General features: G+C 56.0%; 16 protein-coding genes and 2 tRNA genes. 10 read left to right on the top strand and 8 right to left on the bottom strand.

What is annotated here, in order from left to right:
• Positions 1-96: 96 nt before the first annotated feature.
• The 3 genes from ABSE13_RS10840 to ABSE13_RS10850 all read left to right on the top strand — a co-directional run bounded on the left by ABSE13_RS10840 (position 97) and on the right by ABSE13_RS10850 (position 2,499).
• On the top strand, positions 97-279 hold the full coding sequence (locus ABSE13_RS10840) for a 50S ribosomal protein L37e (protein WP_424024065.1): 183 nt from the start codon (positions 97-99) through the stop codon (positions 277-279).
• 10 nt (positions 280-289) lie between these two features.
• A complete protein-coding gene (purF, locus tag ABSE13_RS10845) occupies positions 290-1,711 on the top strand; it encodes an amidophosphoribosyltransferase (protein WP_424028534.1) in 1,422 nt (473 codons plus the stop codon).
• A 110-nt stretch (positions 1,712-1,821) separates the two neighbouring features.
• Positions 1,822-2,499 (top strand): class I SAM-dependent methyltransferase, encoded by a 678-nt coding sequence (locus tag ABSE13_RS10850; protein ID WP_424028535.1) that lies wholly within the window; start codon positions 1,822-1,824, stop codon positions 2,497-2,499.
• 363 nt (positions 2,500-2,862) lie between these two features.
• Here ABSE13_RS10850 and ABSE13_RS10855 read toward each other — a convergent pair.
• Positions 2,863-2,937, bottom strand: a tRNA-Met gene (locus tag ABSE13_RS10855).
• A 78-nt stretch (positions 2,938-3,015) separates the two neighbouring features.
• Here ABSE13_RS10855 and trxA point away from each other — a divergent pair.
• Positions 3,016-3,417, top strand: a complete 402-nt coding sequence (gene trxA, locus ABSE13_RS10860; protein WP_424028536.1) for a thioredoxin — start codon at positions 3,016-3,018, stop codon at positions 3,415-3,417.
• A 21-nt stretch (positions 3,418-3,438) separates the two neighbouring features.
• On the opposite strand, the gene ABSE13_RS10865 is transcribed toward trxA, so the two are convergent.
• Positions 3,439-3,771, bottom strand: coding sequence for a 4a-hydroxytetrahydrobiopterin dehydratase (locus tag ABSE13_RS10865; RefSeq protein WP_424028537.1), 333 nt, complete (start codon positions 3,769-3,771; stop codon positions 3,439-3,441).
• Between the two features lie 148 nt (positions 3,772-3,919).
• Here ABSE13_RS10865 and ABSE13_RS10870 point away from each other — a divergent pair, with 148 nt between their 5' ends.
• From ABSE13_RS10870 to ABSE13_RS10880, 3 genes are all read left to right on the top strand, one after another.
• Complete coding sequence (locus ABSE13_RS10870; protein WP_424028538.1) at positions 3,920-6,067, top strand: DEAD/DEAH box helicase; 2,148 nt, start codon at positions 3,920-3,922, stop codon at positions 6,065-6,067.
• 95 nt (positions 6,068-6,162) lie between these two features.
• A complete protein-coding gene (locus tag ABSE13_RS10875; RefSeq protein ID WP_424028539.1) occupies positions 6,163-6,603 on the top strand; it encodes a plastocyanin/azurin family copper-binding protein in 441 nt (146 codons plus the stop codon).
• Positions 6,604-6,606: 3 nt separating this feature from the next.
• Positions 6,607-6,825, top strand: a complete 219-nt coding sequence (locus ABSE13_RS10880; protein WP_424028540.1) for a hypothetical protein — start codon at positions 6,607-6,609, stop codon at positions 6,823-6,825.
• An 81-nt stretch (positions 6,826-6,906) separates the two neighbouring features.
• On the opposite strand, the gene ABSE13_RS10885 is transcribed toward ABSE13_RS10880, so the two are convergent.
• The 6 genes from ABSE13_RS10885 to ABSE13_RS10910 form a co-directional block, all read right to left on the bottom strand.
• Entirely contained in the window at positions 6,907-7,110 is a 204-nt protein-coding gene (locus ABSE13_RS10885) for a hypothetical protein (RefSeq protein WP_424028541.1), read from the bottom strand.
• 437 nt (positions 7,111-7,547) lie between these two features.
• Positions 7,548-7,632 (bottom strand) — tRNA-Ser (locus tag ABSE13_RS10890).
• Between the two features lie 177 nt (positions 7,633-7,809).
• Complete coding sequence (gene thsA, locus ABSE13_RS10895) at positions 7,810-9,408, bottom strand: thermosome subunit alpha (protein ID WP_424028542.1); 1,599 nt, start codon at positions 9,406-9,408, stop codon at positions 7,810-7,812.
• Positions 9,409-9,428: 20 nt separating this feature from the next.
• Positions 9,429-10,037: an orotate phosphoribosyltransferase-like protein gene (locus ABSE13_RS10900; RefSeq protein ID WP_424028543.1), complete on the bottom strand. Its 609-nt coding sequence runs from the start codon at positions 10,035-10,037 to the stop codon at positions 9,429-9,431.
• A 20-nt stretch (positions 10,038-10,057) separates the two neighbouring features.
• Positions 10,058-10,513: an NOB1 family endonuclease gene (locus ABSE13_RS10905; protein WP_424028544.1), complete on the bottom strand. Its 456-nt coding sequence runs from the start codon at positions 10,511-10,513 to the stop codon at positions 10,058-10,060.
• Between the two features lie 57 nt (positions 10,514-10,570).
• Positions 10,571-11,422 carry a ribose-phosphate diphosphokinase gene (locus ABSE13_RS10910; RefSeq protein ID WP_424028575.1) on the bottom strand — a complete coding sequence of 284 codons (852 nt, stop codon included), beginning with the start codon at positions 11,420-11,422 and terminating at the stop codon, positions 10,571-10,573.
• 225 nt (positions 11,423-11,647) lie between these two features.
• Between ABSE13_RS10910 and lonB the strand changes: the two genes are divergently transcribed.
• The 3 genes from lonB to ABSE13_RS10925 are packed head-to-tail and all read left to right on the top strand — an operon-like array spanning position 11,648 to position 16,202.
• Entirely contained in the window at positions 11,648-13,591 is a 1,944-nt protein-coding gene (lonB, locus tag ABSE13_RS10915) for an ATP-dependent protease LonB (RefSeq protein WP_424028545.1), read from the top strand.
• 6 nt (positions 13,592-13,597) lie between these two features.
• Positions 13,598-14,929: a TldD/PmbA family protein gene (locus tag ABSE13_RS10920; RefSeq protein ID WP_424028546.1), complete on the top strand. Its 1,332-nt coding sequence runs from the start codon at positions 13,598-13,600 to the stop codon at positions 14,927-14,929.
• A complete protein-coding gene (locus ABSE13_RS10925) occupies positions 14,916-16,202 on the top strand; it encodes a TldD/PmbA family protein (protein WP_424028547.1) in 1,287 nt (428 codons plus the stop codon). The genes ABSE13_RS10920 and ABSE13_RS10925 overlap by 14 nt, the downstream gene beginning before the upstream one ends.
• Positions 16,203-16,204 lie beyond the last annotated feature (2 nt).

Raw genomic sequence — 16,204 nt, forward strand, 5'->3', positions numbered from 1 at the left:
GGAGAACGGGCAGGTCCAGAAAGTAGGCACGCTCATCGTCCGTGGGGATAATGTAATTTATATCTCTCCATCACTCGAACAATAAGGTGAAGTAACATGTCAAAAGGCACTCCATCAATGGGAAAGAGGAACAAGTTCACCCATATCGCCTGCCGGCGCTGTGGGAAGATCTCGTTCCACGCCCAGAAGAAAGTCTGCTCTGCCTGTGGTTTTGGCAGAAGCACAAAGATGATCAGCAACAAGTGGAACACCAAGAGACCGAAAATCCCTACGCATTAAGAGTTGTACCATGTGCGGAATCGTTGGCATCGTCGATGCTGGCGGTGTATCAATCCAGCTCTATTATGCCCTGTACGCTCTCCAGCACCGTGGCCAGGAGAGCGCCGGAATATCCACTTTTGACGGCACCCTGGTCCACAAGTTCAAGGGAAACGGGCTTGTAGCCGATGTGTTTTCCCCCTCTGTTTTATCCGATCTGAAAGGCACTGCCGGCATCGGCCATGTGCGGTATCCGACAACGGGCGCGAATCTTCCCGAGAATATCCAGCCCTTAAACTTCCAGTTCCAGGAGCACTTCATCTCGATCGCCCATAACGGGAACCTGGTCAATACCTGTGAGCTCCGGGCAGAGTACGAGCAGGCCGGCCAGATCTTCACGACAACGACCGATACCGAGATCATAGCAAAGATCCTGATCGATGCGATCAGCAACTCGGGGTCGGTGGAAGACGCAGTCAGCTTCTGCATGCGCAAGCTCGTGGGGTCTTACTCGGTCGTGATCATGATCGACGGGGTTCTCTATGGCTTCCGGGATCCGCTGGGTATCAAACCCTTCTGCATCGGGAAGACCGAGCATGGGTACATGGTGGCCTCAGAGAGCGTTGCCGCTGACGCCCTGAGCGCAAAGTTCCTGCGGGATGTGAAGCCCGGCGAACTGATCCGGATCGATGCGGAAGGAGTCAGGTGCATGCAGATCGCGGTGGCCGGCAAGCGTGCCCACTGCATCTTCGAGTATATCTACTTCGCACGCGCAGATGCGATTATCGATGGTGTGCTCGTATACGACGTCCGCCGGCAGATCGGCCAGAAACTCTTTGAAGAAGATCCGGTAAAGGCCGATTCGGTCTGCTCGGTACCTGATTCAGGAACTGCGTACGCGATCGGGTACGCGGAACGCTCGAAGATCCCGTTTGTCGAGTCCCTGATGAAAAACCGGTACATGGGCCGCACGTTCATCATGCCATCCCAGAAAGAGCGGGAGAAGGCGGTCCGGATCAAGCTCAATCCGATCCCTGCACACTTAAAGGACAAGTCCGTGGTGCTCGTGGATGACAGCATTGTCCGTGGTACGACCTCGAAACGGATCATAGAGATGATGCGGGACGCAGGTGCCCGCGAGGTCCACATGCGGATCGGCTCCCCTGCGATCAAGGCTCCCTGTTACCTTGGTGTGGACATGCCGACCCGCGAGGAGCTGATCGCGAGCAACAAGGCCGAGGATGAGGTCAGGCACAGTATCACGGCTACTACCCTCCATCATGTCTCGATCGATGCGCTCGTGGAAGCGATCGGGTTCGACCGCGAGAGCCTCTGCACCGGCTGCCTCACGGGCTGCTACCCGCTTCCCATCGAAGGGGAGAAGGCAAAGACCTGCCAGATCAACTTCGTGGACGGGACGGTCCAGTCCAAGCTCGGGTCGTTCGAAGCATAACCGTTCTTCCGGAAACATATCCTATCAGGATCACCGATCTTTTTTGGCTTTGCCGAGCCGATCTATCAATACCGGATTACCCATACCGGGCTCTGGCAACAGGTGTATTCATGGAGCACATCAGGCAGGCATTCAACCAGTTCGCACAGTACTACGATACCCAGCGGGAGTACATCATCCCTGAGATGCGGCAGTTCTATGGCACCGCAGTCTGGGCAGCGGAATCAGGAAATCCTGAACCTGATGTCCTCGACATCGGTGCAGGGACCGGCCTGATGAGCGCATGCCTGCTGGAGAAGTTCCCGCAGGCGCACCTGACGCTCGTGGATATCGCCGAGAACATGCTGGAGATGGCGCAACAGCGGTTTGCCGGCCGTGAGAATACCCGGTACGTGGTGAGCGATTATTCCGCGGGCGAGCTTGGCGGGCCATACGATATTGCCTGTTCGGCCCTCTCGATCCATCACCTAGCACCCGAGGAAAAACGACTCCTCTTCAAGCGCGTTTTTGTGTGCCTGAAACCCGGCGGGATGTTCGTGAACGCGGATCAGGCGGATGGCGAGACCCTGTATTTCCGGGGACGGTATCTTGAATACTGGAACGAATTCCTCAGAAGTGGCCCGATGACCGAATCGCAGCATGCGGAGATCCTGAAGCGACGGGATGAGCTTGATCGGAACGAGAAGCTCTCGGACCAGCTCGCGTGGCTGCGGGAGGCCGGGTTTTCTGATGTGGATGTGGTGTACCGGAACCGGACGTTCATCGTGACGGTGGCGAGGAAAGAATAGTGTTCTGGGAGATTCTCGCTGAACTGGGGTACCCCCAAGCTGAAACGATCAAACTCCTGGATAAAAAACGGGCAGATTGTGATTGGAAATTTTCCAATCACCTCATGACCCCTTCCTGAAAACCGTTTGCAGATCAATCAATCCTGCTTGAAAAAATCATCAAATCTTGATTTAAAATTTTTAATGACGATCCTGATCGAGCTTGAAAACGTATCACCAGCTGCATTGGTCACCAGTCATGATGCTCCCTGGTGATTCCTCTCCTTGCGAACAGAAGTATCCTGGTAACCTCCGTAGATTTCGCTGCAGGAAAAAACACAATCAGAATGTGTCCGTGCCGGACAAAAACCTAAGAAAAAGCAGTAGCGAGGGATGGATTTGAACCATCGATCTACGGGTTATGAGCCCGTCGGGATATCCTGACTACCCTACCTCGCTTCCTATAATCAGGGTTATAATATAGTCGGCATCCGCAGATATACTGCATTAAATGAGCAGTGACGGTAATACTGGATCATGGACGATGAGCTTGCCCTTCTCCGGGAGAAGCGCAGGAAGGAGTTGGAAGAAAAAATGAAACACGAGAATAAGGGTTGCGTAGAGAATGTTGACGAGATGCACTTCCAGCAGTTCATCACTACGAACCAGTTTGCCGTGGTGGATTTCTGGGCAGAATGGTGCGGACCCTGCCAGCGGATTGCGCCCATCATGGACGAGCTCTCAAAGGAGTTTGGCGGCAAAGTTGCGTTCGGGAAATGCAATACCGATGAGAACCGCAGGCTCGCAATGCAGTTCAACATCGATGCGATCCCTGCGATGATGATCTTCTCCCGTGGCCAGCTGGTGGACCGGATTATCGGTGCCTATCCCAAAGAAGCGATCCGGGAGAAAATTGTCCGGAAGTTCGGGCTGGACTAAAAAATTATTTTTTAAAAAGAATTACTGGTCTTTTCCCATCCCGTTGAGTTTTGCTGCCATGATGAAGTCATTCATGGTGAGGCCGCCGGCGGGATAGGTATAGAATGAGACCTCGACGAACCGGGACTCTTTCATGCAGAGGTCCGGGAAGTGGCCTTCTTCTGTGGCGAGACTTGTGATCTCCGAGAAGAAAGCGATGCAGGCAACTGCGTCGGGGAACGTGAAGGTACTGACAATGTGCCCGTTCCGGAGTGACCAGCCGGGAACACCGTTGAGAAGCTCCATCGTCTCCTTCCGGGTGAGTGGCGGGGAGCCCGGCTTATAAGTTGTGCACTTCTGCTGTGCGAGTTCCATGGTAATGTCTCGGTGCGCAGGACAAAAAAAGTTTCTCCCGGGGAATGGTGGGAATATTCCCGCAGGGCTACCCGGAAATCAGGTGGCACCGGGCGCAACCATTTTCGCCCTGCAGACCTGATACAGGATCCCGACGGGAAAAGCCATAATGCCCGGGACACAACCCTTGTATATCGTGTCGTCCGTCTTCTCCTCCATGCACGAATCGCTCCAGGGCATACTTTCCCAGCGGCTCGAATGGACCGATCTTCGCGAAGTGCAGGAGCGGGCCTATTCCGCAATCTCTTCTGGCAATGACGTGCTGGTGATTGCACCTACAGCGGGCGGGAAGTCGGAAGCAGCCCTCATACCGGTGATGGACGATATTCTCAAACATGGCAGGAGCGGGATTGCCTGTCTCTACCTCTCGCCCCTCAAGGCGCTGATCAACGACCAGGAGGAGCGGTTTGCTGCGTTCTGTATCCCCACAGCCCTCACGGTGACGAAGTGGCATGGGGACGTGCCGAAAGGGGATCGTTCGTGGAAGGAAGGCGAACCCCCTCATTTCCTGATGACCACCCCGGAATCCCTCGAGGTCCTCCTACAGGAGCGGACGGTATCCGCCGATCTCAGGAATGTCCGGTCGATCATCATCGATGAACTCCATGCGTTTGTGGAAACGGACCGCGGAGTGCAGCTTAAGGTCCTGCTCGACAGGATGGACGGGATTACCGGGCGGAAGGTGCAGCGGATCGGCCTCTCGGCAACTACCGGGAACCCGGAGGAAGTGCTCACCTGGCTCTCGGACAAGCGTCAGGGTACCGAGCTGGTCGTAGTCCCGACACTGCCACGGGAGAAGCAGTTCAGTTTCCTTATCGAACCTGACGAAAACCGGCGGATCGATGCGCTGGCAGGGATTGTTGCCGGGAGGAAATCCCTCGTCTTTGTCAACAGCCGGAGCGTTGCCGAACACCTGGTCCAGGCACTTGAGGGCAAGGTCCGGAACCTCCACATCCACCACTCCTCGCTCTCGCCCTCGACCAGGAAATCTGCGGAGGACGCGTTCCTCTCCGAAGACGGGGCCTGCACCATATGCACGAGTACGCTAGAACTGGGTATTGATATCGGTGACCTCGATGTGGTTGTTCAGGTTGGCCCACCTGACTCGGTCTCCTCGTTCCTCCAGCGGATGGGCCGGAGCGGGAGGCGGGGAGCAGCTGCATACGTTGCCTGGGTGCTCAAAGATCCCTGCGAGCTGCTCTGCAGTGTCGCGATCATCGAATGCGCCATGGATCGGGAGGTCGAGTGTCTCTTCCCACCGGAGCAGCCCTGGAACGTCCTGCTCCAGCAGGTGTTCCTGTACCTGCACCATGCGTCACGGGCAGGACGGGGAAAGCTGATCAAGGATCTGCTCTCCCGTCCTGCCTTCCGCGGAATCAGCAGGCAGGCGCTGGACGGGGTGATCAGCCGTCTCGTCCTGGATGGTTACATAACAACCGACGGGGAGATGCTGATGCCCGGGACCGAGGCGGAGCGGGCATTCGGGCGGTCGAACTGGAAAGATCTCTACTCGGTGATCAATGGAGGTGGGGAGTACCGGGCGGTTACGCCCGATGGCGAGGTTGTGGGAAATCTCGATGCCCGTTTCGTCAACTCCCGCACCGGGGAGGAGGTCTCGCTTGGTGGCCGTAACTGGTCGATGGTGAAGAGCGACGAGGGGCACAACCTGGTTGTGGTAGTCCCCTCCGGTAGTGCCGGCTCCGCACGCACCTTTTGGACCGGTGCCGGGGAGAGCAGCCTCTCATCCATTGTCTGCCGTCGGATCCAGCAGATCCGGGACCGGGCAGGGTCCCATCTGCCGCTCAGGGACGAAGAGCAGGCGCTCCTTTCCCCCCTGCTTGCAAAGATACCTGAAGGAGGGGGGAAGGCACGTCTGGTTGTCATCGAGAAGCGGAGAAATGACCGGCGGATCGTTCAGGTTTCCTCCCCGAACGGGAGCCGGTTCAACCACATCGTTGCGATACTCCTGCAGAAACGGCTGGGGGGCAGCGCCCGGGCCCACTACAACGACTCTGTGATCCGGATCACGGGCCTGGGGAAGACTGGCTGCCGGGAGGATGTGGTATCGGCGCTGCTCGCTGTTAAGGTAATGGACCGGCATGAGATCGGCCGCCTGCTCCCCTTACCGCCCCGGGAAGGCTGGAAGTTCGCCCGCCTCCTGCCCGATGCAGTCTTCCGGGAGTTCGTTCTCTCGGATGAGTATCGTATCGGGAAATTTCTCCAGACGATCGCTGCCCTTGAAGTTTGCGCTCCCTGATCCCGGAATTACGGCCAGAGATCGCAATGGGTATCGCTCACCCGGTACCCGGGGTCTCTGATCACTTTTTTTACCCGGGCTGCTGACACTACGGTATGAAGAAACTGTTCGTGCTCGTACTTCTCGCAGCCTGCTTCATCATTGCCTGCGGATGCACCCAGTCCTCCCCCCAGCCTGCGGACACTCCCGTGCCAACACACTCTGCCGCCCCCACAACGGCGAGAACCTATATTCCCGCAACTGCCGTGATCACTCCTGAAAGTACCGTTTCGGTATCCGACAATACTATTACTATCATTAAGGACGCCTTCACACCCGCTGCTAACCTGACGGTGAAGGTGGGTTCGACCGTCCGGTGGGTGAACGGGGATGATCACCCGCACCGGATCCTGTTTGCTAACAACGCGTTCTCCCGGTCCCCCCAACTCCTCGCGGCAGGCCAGTCCTTCAGCCAGCTGTTCGATCGCCCGGGTGTCTATAACTATGACTGCATGATCTACCCGTTCATGAAAGGCACCATCACGGTCGTGGAGTGAGCCATGTTCCTGGAGATCTCTTATGCCCCCATTTTCGGCAAACCGCTGATATTCTATCTTGGGATTGCGACCATCCTGCTCTTCTTTTTCGCAGCAGCAATTGCGATCCTGAACCGCAGGGGAATCCACACGATACCTTTTGCCTGGCACCCGCGTTGTGCAATGATCGCGATCTTCGTTGCCATTGTGCACGGAGCGCTGGGGGTTCTTGCGTATTTTTAAAAACACCGAACGGGATCCTCCGGTCTTCCCCGGATACTGGTAAAAAGAGTGGTTGTTAACGCAGCCAGTACAAAGAATGGATTATAATCCGACCATTCGAAGAACTGCCCCGACAAGGATGCCAAACATAGATGTGGATGCCGAGAGCATTCCAAGGATAATATAACCTGCAATCGCACCGATCTTCAGCGGCATGTAGGTTCGGTTCAGGTTCAGTCTCCGTATGGCCCGGAACGATTTTGCGTCTCCGGATACCAACGGTTTGTTCTGTCTGATTCGAAGCATGTTCATGCACCCTGCCATAAACGGTACCTGCCATACACGATACAGTGCATGGTTTTGTTACATGTACTAGGAACAGGCCGTATTTAATAATTTTTAAACGATCAAATCCGTGAAATCCCGTTTTTTCTCTTTATTTAACTCAAATCGTTGATATTGTCCGTTTTTCAGTGTTTGCCGGGGTAAGGATGCTGATGGGAAATATGCGGGAGATTTTTGCCCGTTTCACGCACATCTTCATGCGATGAAAAAATGCAGGAACTGCGCTTAGGTACACTGTTCCGGTGTCAGGATCGTTTGTGTGCCGTTTTTACCCTTCATATGGCGGGACAGACCCGGCCAACGCGACCGATCAGGTAGCCGGAAGCTGGCGGGCAGGTGTGGGAAAAACAAGGCGACTTATCATAAAATCAGAGGAGAGCAGGATGCTCCCGTTCAAACGCCGAGGGGGAGATTTGAACTCCCGAGGCGCGAAGCGCCAGTAGCTTTCGAGGCTACCGCCTTCCCGGGCTAGACTACCTCGGCACCCGATTCTCTTAATTTTTTCCTCAATTCCACTAATAGTTATCTGAGTCCCGGCAAAGTAGCAGGGTACTGTGGATCGCTATGGACCATATACCTCCTGCCGGATTTTGCAGCAAACAAATCATGAATGAATGTGAAAAAAAACGAATAAAGAAAAAAGGAACGGATTTTTAGTATTTACATCCCGTGAGGAGCGCCGCCCCTGCCACCCTGCTGGGTGATCATCATATCATCCACGCGGATGAGCATGACAGCGGTCTCGGAAGCGCTCTGGATGGACTGGCGCTTTGACCTGAGGGGTTCGATAACACCTTCTGCCAGCATGTCAACAACTTTGCCTTCGTAGACATTCAGGCCGGCATTCTTCTTGCCCTTGGAGTGGACATTCTTGAGCTCGACCAGCTTATCGATCGGGTTGAATCCGGAGTTCTCTGCAAGTGCCCGTGGAATGGACTCGTATGCTGCTGCATAGGCTTCAATGGCAATCTGCACGCGGCCACCAACGGTCTGGGCATATTCGCGGATCTTCATCAGGAGCTCGGTCTCGACCGCTCCGCCGCCAACAACATAGGTACCGTCTTCCATGGCATCCATTACGACACGGGTGCCATCGACAACGGCCCGCTCGAGCTCGTCGAGGAGGTAATCGCTTGTCCCGCGGAGCAGGATGGTCGTGGTCTTCGGGTTCTTGCACCCGGATATCCGTGTCACACTGCCTTCGGAATCCTCTTCAACAAGGTCCGCAGCCCCGAGATCCTTTGCCGTGAGTGACTCAGGCTTGGTGACGATGGTTGCATGGAGTGCCCGGCCTGCATACTTCATGTCCTTCTCGGGTACGTCTTCGATTGCAAGGATACCGGCTTTGGCAAGGTAGAACTGAGCGATGTCCGAGATACCTTTCTGGCAGAGGAGAACGTTTGCGCCGCTGTCAATAATCATATCGGCGAGTTTCTTTAATGCTTCGCGCTCCTGCTGGCTGAAGGCATTGATCTGCTCAGCGGTGGAGATCTTGATCTTCGCTTTTACCTGGGTCTTGGTGATCTCAAGGGGGGTTGCGATGAGAGCGACTTTTGCCTTGGTGATCTTCTTGGGCATGCCCTCGTGGACCCGGGTCTTGTCGATGACCACGCCGCGGATCAGTTCGGCGTCGTCCATGGACGATCCCTTCTGTTTCTTGATCATCACATCTTCTTCGTCAACGAGGATCTTGCCGTTCGCCTTCTCGGCTACGGTCATGACCGCATCGACAATGATGCCATCAAGCTTGGTCTTCACCTGCTCGATGGACTTCCCGGTGATGGCGGTGTCTGCGATCTTGATCAGGAGCTTCCGGTCCGAGGGGTCGAGCTTGAGCGAGAGGCTGTTCACGATCTCGAGCGCCTTCTCCATCCCCATGCGATAACCCTGTGCGATGACGGTCGGGTGGATGCCCTGTTCGAGCATCGATTCGGCCTGTTCCATGAGGGCGCCAACAAGAATGACTGCGGTTGTTGTACCGTCCCCGACTTCATCGTCCTGGGTGCGTGCGACCTCGATCACCATCTTGGCGCCGGGGTGCTGCACAGCGATCTCCCCGAGGATTGTCGCGCCATCATTGGTGATGACGATATCCCCGGTAGGGCTGACAAGCATCTTGTCCATGCCACGGGGGCCAAGCGTTGACCTGACGGCACCGGCGATCGCCTTTGCTGCCGCAATATTCGAGCGCTGGGCTTCCTTCCCGTAATTACGCTCCACATTTTCTTTTAAGATGATAATTGGCTGTCCAGAAAGCATAATGGAGAAAAATGGAAGGATCAATCTATACGGGAGATCTTGAAGAGCGAGTAGACTGGGACGCCATCAATATCCTTGATGCCGCGCTTATCGAAGATCACCCAGATCGCGACCGGTGTCGCGTTATGCTTCTTGAGGTACTTGACAACTTCTTTCATTGTGTTGCCGGAGGTGATCACGTCATCTACAATAATACAGCGCTGGCTGCTGATGGAGGCGAAGTTTCCGCTGATCGACCCGGTGGGCCGGTCGCTCTGGTTCTGTTTTGCCGGGTGGTAAATGGCAAGCTGGGCCGTTTCCTGCACGGCAATGAGCGTGGCAAGGGGGATACCCGAGAGGGCAATGCCCACGATGACATCCGCTGCGGGGGATCCCTCACAGTCCCTGGGCTGCACCTGGTAATACCGGTTCAGGAGCATCGATGCAGTTTCTTCGAGAAGGGGGGCATGGCTCGAAACCGCTGTCCAGTCGATATGGACATCCTTGGGTGCGGTTGTTCCCTTGGCCTGCGTGAGCAGCCACGTTACCGTCTCCATGGAAAGGGAGAGCTCATCTGCAATCTGACCCGGGCTGTGGCCTTCTGCAAGGAGCATCTTTGCCCTGCCGATCAGATCGTCAAGCGAAGACATGAACAGAGATTCGCTGGTATCTATTTAAGTTTTCTTTTAATCGCTGCACCGCAGACCGGGCATTCCCCATCGTGGTCGTAGTACTTCCCGCAACCGCTGCACCGGTATTTCCAGAAAACCCTTTTTGCTTTCCTCTGGGTTATGGGATGTGTTTGCACACCAAGCGCTGTTGCAACATTCTGGATTGCAAAGTCGTCTGTGTAGAGGACTGCTTCAAGGTCCAAGGCAAGGGCGAGGAGCTCACGATCGGTATCGGAGATGACGCCGGAATCCCGGGTGGTCAATGCGGCCGCCCGCACCCGGTCCAGGCTCCCACCCCCAGGAGAGACGACACGTAACCCGGCAGCGGAGAGCTTCTCGAAATTGCCTTTCGACCGGATATCACGCAGTTCGTCGCAGACTGATGGCGTGGTATACAGTTCGCCTTCAGGCTTAATGTCTGAGAAAAAGATGCTGGCATCAAGCACTGCTTTCATGGGTGCCTGGCCGGAGACGACAGACGGGGAATCATGATACAACCTGCCGGAAAGCAGTCAACGGGTCCTGATCGCGTGGGCGATCTGCTCTGCCGCTGATACTTTGCTGCAGGCCCGCTCTATCGTATCACTGCAGATCACGTCACGGATGCCGGAAGCCATGAGCCGTGCATATGCCCCTCCGGTGAACACACCATGGACGCAGGCTGCATAGACGTCGGTGGATCCCTGCTGGTAGAGCATACCGGCAGCAGTGGCAATCGTCCCGCCTGTTGAGATGATGTCATCAACAATGACGACCGGGCGGCCAGCAGCAGAGAGCTGCCTTGGAGCCATCCGGACCTCAACGCCGCTCAGCCGGGTCTTTTCAAGGTGATCGAATTCCCAGCCCCCCCCGGCCGATGCGACCTGACCGGCAAATGCAAGGGCCCCATCATCAGGTGCAAGAATCAAGGGATTGTCGAGATCCAGTGTTTTGATATACGCTCCGATATCCGGCGCAATGGAGATGTTCTGTGCCGGTGCCGGGAAATATTTCAGTATTTCCGGCTCGTGGATGTTTACGGTGTAAATATCCTCAACACCCCGCCCGATTGCCCGTGCCACTGCCCGGGCACTGAGCGGTTCACCCGGCTTGAATTGTTTGTCCTGCCGGGCATAGGCCATGTAGGGAAGGACAAGGTGGTTCCGGGAACCGTCACATGCATCGATGAGCAGCAGAAGCTGCACGAGAGCGTCGTTATCCACAACGCTCCCGACGATCATAGTCTCGTCCCCGGTTTTCCCGGCCTGAAGATAATGTTCCCCGTCCGGGAAGCGGGAATATTTCACATCAACAAGCGGAAGAGTGAGTTCCCTGGCGAGACGGGTGGCGAGGATCTGGGATGTTTCCGTATACACAACATTCATGATATCGTTCCTTACACCGGCATGGTTGAATGACTGCATTTCCAGTGAGGTACCTGTCTGGTAAAAAGTATTGCGGTTTTTCAATTTGAATAGTTTGGGAATGCGGGTTTTTACTTCCCAATCCCTCCGGTCATCCCTGCGAATGCTATCAGCTGAAAGTACTTAAACTAGCGTGAGACATTGTATATAAAAAAATCAAGGGTAAAACCTGAGGGCACAACCGCAATGGAAAATTCCAGTCAACTCCCGGAGCAGGAAGGGCAGATATCACCGCCAGCTGAAGTTGTCGATGAGCAGAAAGCGGACATCGCTGGCATAACATCATCGCAGATTGAAGTACCGGCAAAATTGATTGACCAGGTGATCGGCCAGGAACGTGCTGTGGAAGTCATCAAGAAGGCGGCAATCCAGCGACGTCATGTCATGATGATCGGCAGCCCCGGCACTGGCAAGTCGATGCTCGCAAAAGCGATGGCAGAGCTTTTGCCCAAGGAAGAACTGCTGGACATCCTTATCTATCCGAATTCCGATGATCCCAACAATCCGGTGGTCCGGACCGTAGCCGCCGGGCGGGGCAAGCAGATCGTTGGCGCTCACAAGGCAGAGGCCAAGAAGAAGATCCAGTTCCGGCAGACCCTCCTGATGCTTCTCCTGCTCGGTATTGCAGGATATGCGATCATCACCATGCAGCTCTTAATGGGGCTTATCGCAGGCGCGTTTGTTTTCATGGCCCTGCGGTATACAACACCCCGCGAAGAGACCATGGTGCCAAAACTTCTGGTCTCCAATGATACCAAAAATATCGCACCCTTCATTGACGGGACAGGTTCCCACGCCGGGGCGCTTCTCGGGGATGTCCGTCACGATCCATTCCAGAGCGGGGGCCTCGAGACCCCTGCCCATGACCGGGTTGAAGGTGGCGCTATTCACCGCTCAAATGGTGGTGTTCTCTTTATCGATGAGATCAACACGCTCGATCCTCACTCCCAGCAGAATCTCCTCACTGCTCTCCAGGAAGGTGAGTTCCCGATCACCGGCCAAAGCGAGCGCTCGAGCGGTGCGATGGTCAGGACCGAGCCGGTGCCCTGCAGGTTCGTGATGGTCGCAGCCGGGAACCTTGATGCTATCCAGGGAATGCACCCGGCCCTCCGTTCCCGTATCCGGGGGTACGGATACGAGGTCTACATGGCGGAGAGCATGGAGGACACACCTGAAAACCGGCAGAAGTACATCCGGTTCATTGCGCAGGAAGTCAAAAATGACGGGAAGATCCCGCACTTCGACCAGAGCGCAATCGACGAGATCATCCGGGAAGCCCGCCGGCGCTCGAACCGCAAGGGGCACCTGACCCTCAAACTGCGTGACATGGGTGGCCTGATCAGGGTCGCCGGTGATATCGCCCGGCAGGAAAACGCTGCTATTACCACGGCAGCACACGTTACCACCGCGAAAAAGACTGCGAGGTCGATCGAAGACCAGGTCTCGGATGAGATCACCCGCCACCTCCGGGAATACGAGATGACCGTTGTCGAAGGCACTCGTGTCGGACGCGTCAATGGTCTGGCCGTGACCGGCAGCGACGCAGGGTCAGTACTCCCCATCATGGCCGAGGTCACCCCTGCACAGGGCGCCAGCGGTACCGTGATTGCAACGGGAATGCTCAAAGAGATCGCTCAGGAATCGATCAAGAACGTGAGCGCCATCCTCAAAAAATTCACTGGCAAGGATGTCAAAAATATTGACATCCACATCCAGTTTATCGGGACATACATGGGTGTCGAAGGAGACTCCGCCTCCGTCAGCGTAGCTACTGCAGTTGTGAGTGCTATTGAGGGCATTCCTGTCAGGCAGGACATCGCAATGACCGGTTCTCTCTCGGTACGGGGTGACGTCCTCCCGGTCGGTGGCGTAACCTATAAGATTGAAGCCGCGGCCAAAGCAGGCATCCACACGGTTCTCATTCCCCGCATGAACCTCGGGGATGTCCTGATAGAGGAGCGGTACAAGTCCTTTGTCACCATCATCCCGGTCGATACGATCGACGATGTCCTGAAGTTCGCACTGGTTCCGGAGAATTCCGATGGCTTCCTCACCAAGCTTAAGAAGATGGCGATGAGGTCGACCGCGATGATCGCGGATGCACCCCCGGTCAACCAGACAACGGCCTGAACTCAAATGGACGGCATCTCCTATTACGACCTGCGGCATGTGACCGGTGAAGTCACCCATATCGATATCGATAACAGCGTTGTGGAATCCGCAGGAACCTCATTCTTCAACAAGGCCATACTCAGGGTACTTGACAAGACCGGCTGGGGGGTAATCCAGATCGACAATTACACGCCCTGTACCGGCAGGAAATTCGAAGAACTCCTCCGGCAGGCCTTGAAGCTTGCCAGGATTACCCAGGAGAGCGTCTCGCTTGGGGACTTTCCCCAAGGAATGCTCCCGGTTCCGCGGCTTCTGGAAGACCCGCGGGATGTGAGCATCGAGGAAAAGTCCACCCTGCTGGCCGCGATCGAGAAGAGCGCCATGCATCCCGATGTTGTGAACCGGCGGGCGAATTACGTTGAACGGGCAGAAAAGGTCAGGTTCTCGGACAGTTCCGGGAATGAATATTCGTATGAGATGAGCAGGTCCGGGTTCAATGTCCTTGCCGTGGCATCCCGCAACGGCAACATCCAGATGGGTTATGAACGGGAACACACCATCCACGGATTCAACCTCCGGCAGCATCTGGATCTCGGGAAGAAAGCCGCGGAGATCGCCGTCGCCCTCCTGGACGCAAAGGCTGTTAAGGGCGGGAAGATGCAGGCGGTGCTTGATCCGGAACTTGCCGGTGTCTTTGCCCACGAGGCAGTTGGCCATGCAAGCGAGGGGGATCTCGTGCAGGAAGGCAACTCCGTTTTGAAAGGAAAGATCGGGCAGAGGATCGGCAATGATACCCTAACCATCGTCGACGACCCTGGTCTTCCCGAGTTCGGGTTCGATCCTGTGGATGCGGAGGGAGTGGCGGTGAAGCGGACCGAGATCATCATGGGCGGCATCATTAACGCCTACCTGCATACCCGGGAATCGCTTGCAGCAGTAGGGGATGGGGTTGCCGGCCATGCCCGGGCTATGCCGGGCGAGCCGCCCCTTGTGCGGATGAGCAACACGTTCATCGAATCGGGTGATTCTACCGCAGAGGAGATTTTTGCGGAATGCAAACGGGGGATCTTCCTCAAGGGTTCCCGGGGCGGTCAGGTCGATCCCGGGCGTGGCATCTTCCAGTTCAACGCGGAGTACGGGTATCTCGTCGAGGATGGCCAGTGTACGCAGATGGTCCGGGATGTCTCCCTATCTGGAGAAATCCTGACAACGCTTCACGGCATCGTCCTCTGCGGGAACGACCGGATGATGAGCCCGGGGTATTGCGGGAAAGGTGGCCAGAGTGTCCCGGTCAGTGACGGGGCGCCCCATATTCTCCTGAACAATGCGGTGGTGGGTGGCAGTGGCGTGGATTGAAGAACTGATAAAAGAAGGACAGAAGACCGCTGATGAAGTGGAGGTTTTCTTTGTCAAAGGTACCAGTGTCTCTGCTGACCTCCGGAACAAGAAGATCAGTCTTGCCACGACCTCATTTGACTGCGGTCTTGGCATTCGTACGATTCACAAGGGCAGGATCGGATCGTCGAGTACCAACAACCCGGACCAGTGGCGTGAATGTCTGGCTGCAGCGATTGCGAGTGGCAGGCTAGCAACTCCAATGAAGTGGGACGAGTTGCCTGGTGCCCGGTCGCTTGTTCAGGAGCCACTTACCTTCGACGCAAACGTGAATATCGATCCCGCTGCTGCCAGCGGACTGCTCGAGGCAATGCTTGCCGGTGCGGCCGAACATCCTGCGGAGGTGACCTCGGGATCGGCCGGACTTTCAAGCGCGGAGGTTACGCTGGCCAACAGCCACGGGGTGCGGTATACCAGTTGTCACACCGGGATTTCCCTCTCCCTGGAAGCGATCGTCTCCCAGTCCACGGGGTACGAGTTCGATCACTCCTGGTCTATGGATCGCATCGACCCGGCCCTCGTCGGGGAGCGGGCAACGTTCTTTGCCTGTGAATCCGCGGAGGGGAAGGATATCCCGTCCGGGGATTATGATATCCTCCTCTCTCCGCTCGCGTACGCGGAACTGCTTGGCAATGTCTTTATTCCGGCCCTGAGCGGAAGGAATGTGCATGCCGGACGGTCCCGGTTTGCCTCATGCCTTGGCACATCCGTCACCGACCCTCAGATCTCAATGTATGACGACCCCCTGATGCCAGGTGCAAACGGCAGCACCCGTTGGGATGCAGAGGGAACACCCACCCGGCGCGTGGATTTCATCCGGGACGGGATCCTTGAATCGTTCGCGTACGACATACGAACTGCCTCCCGGTACGGGAAGGAGAGCACGGCAAACGCAGTTCGCGGAGGGTATGGCGGACTGCCCTCCATCGGTCACCACAACTTCGTGGTTGACGGTAACAGGGACACTGTTGACGATGAACGTATCCTCTATGTCCACAACATGGTCGGCGCCCACACGGCAAACCCGATGAGCGGCGAATTCTCTGTGGAACTCTCCAACGCGTTCTGGATGGTGGATGGGGCGTTCCAGGAGCCGGTCCGGAGCGCAATGCTTTCCGGCAATGTGTTTGACCTGCACAAGACTGTTGGAGGAATGAGCAGGAAAACCCGGACAATCGGCTCGCTCGTCCTTCCGTCAGTTAAAATACCAAAACAGCATATCATTGGTAAATAGGG

Source organism: Methanoregula sp., assembly GCF_049518935.1.
Lineage (GTDB): Archaea > Halobacteriota > Methanomicrobia > Methanomicrobiales > Methanospirillaceae > Methanoregula.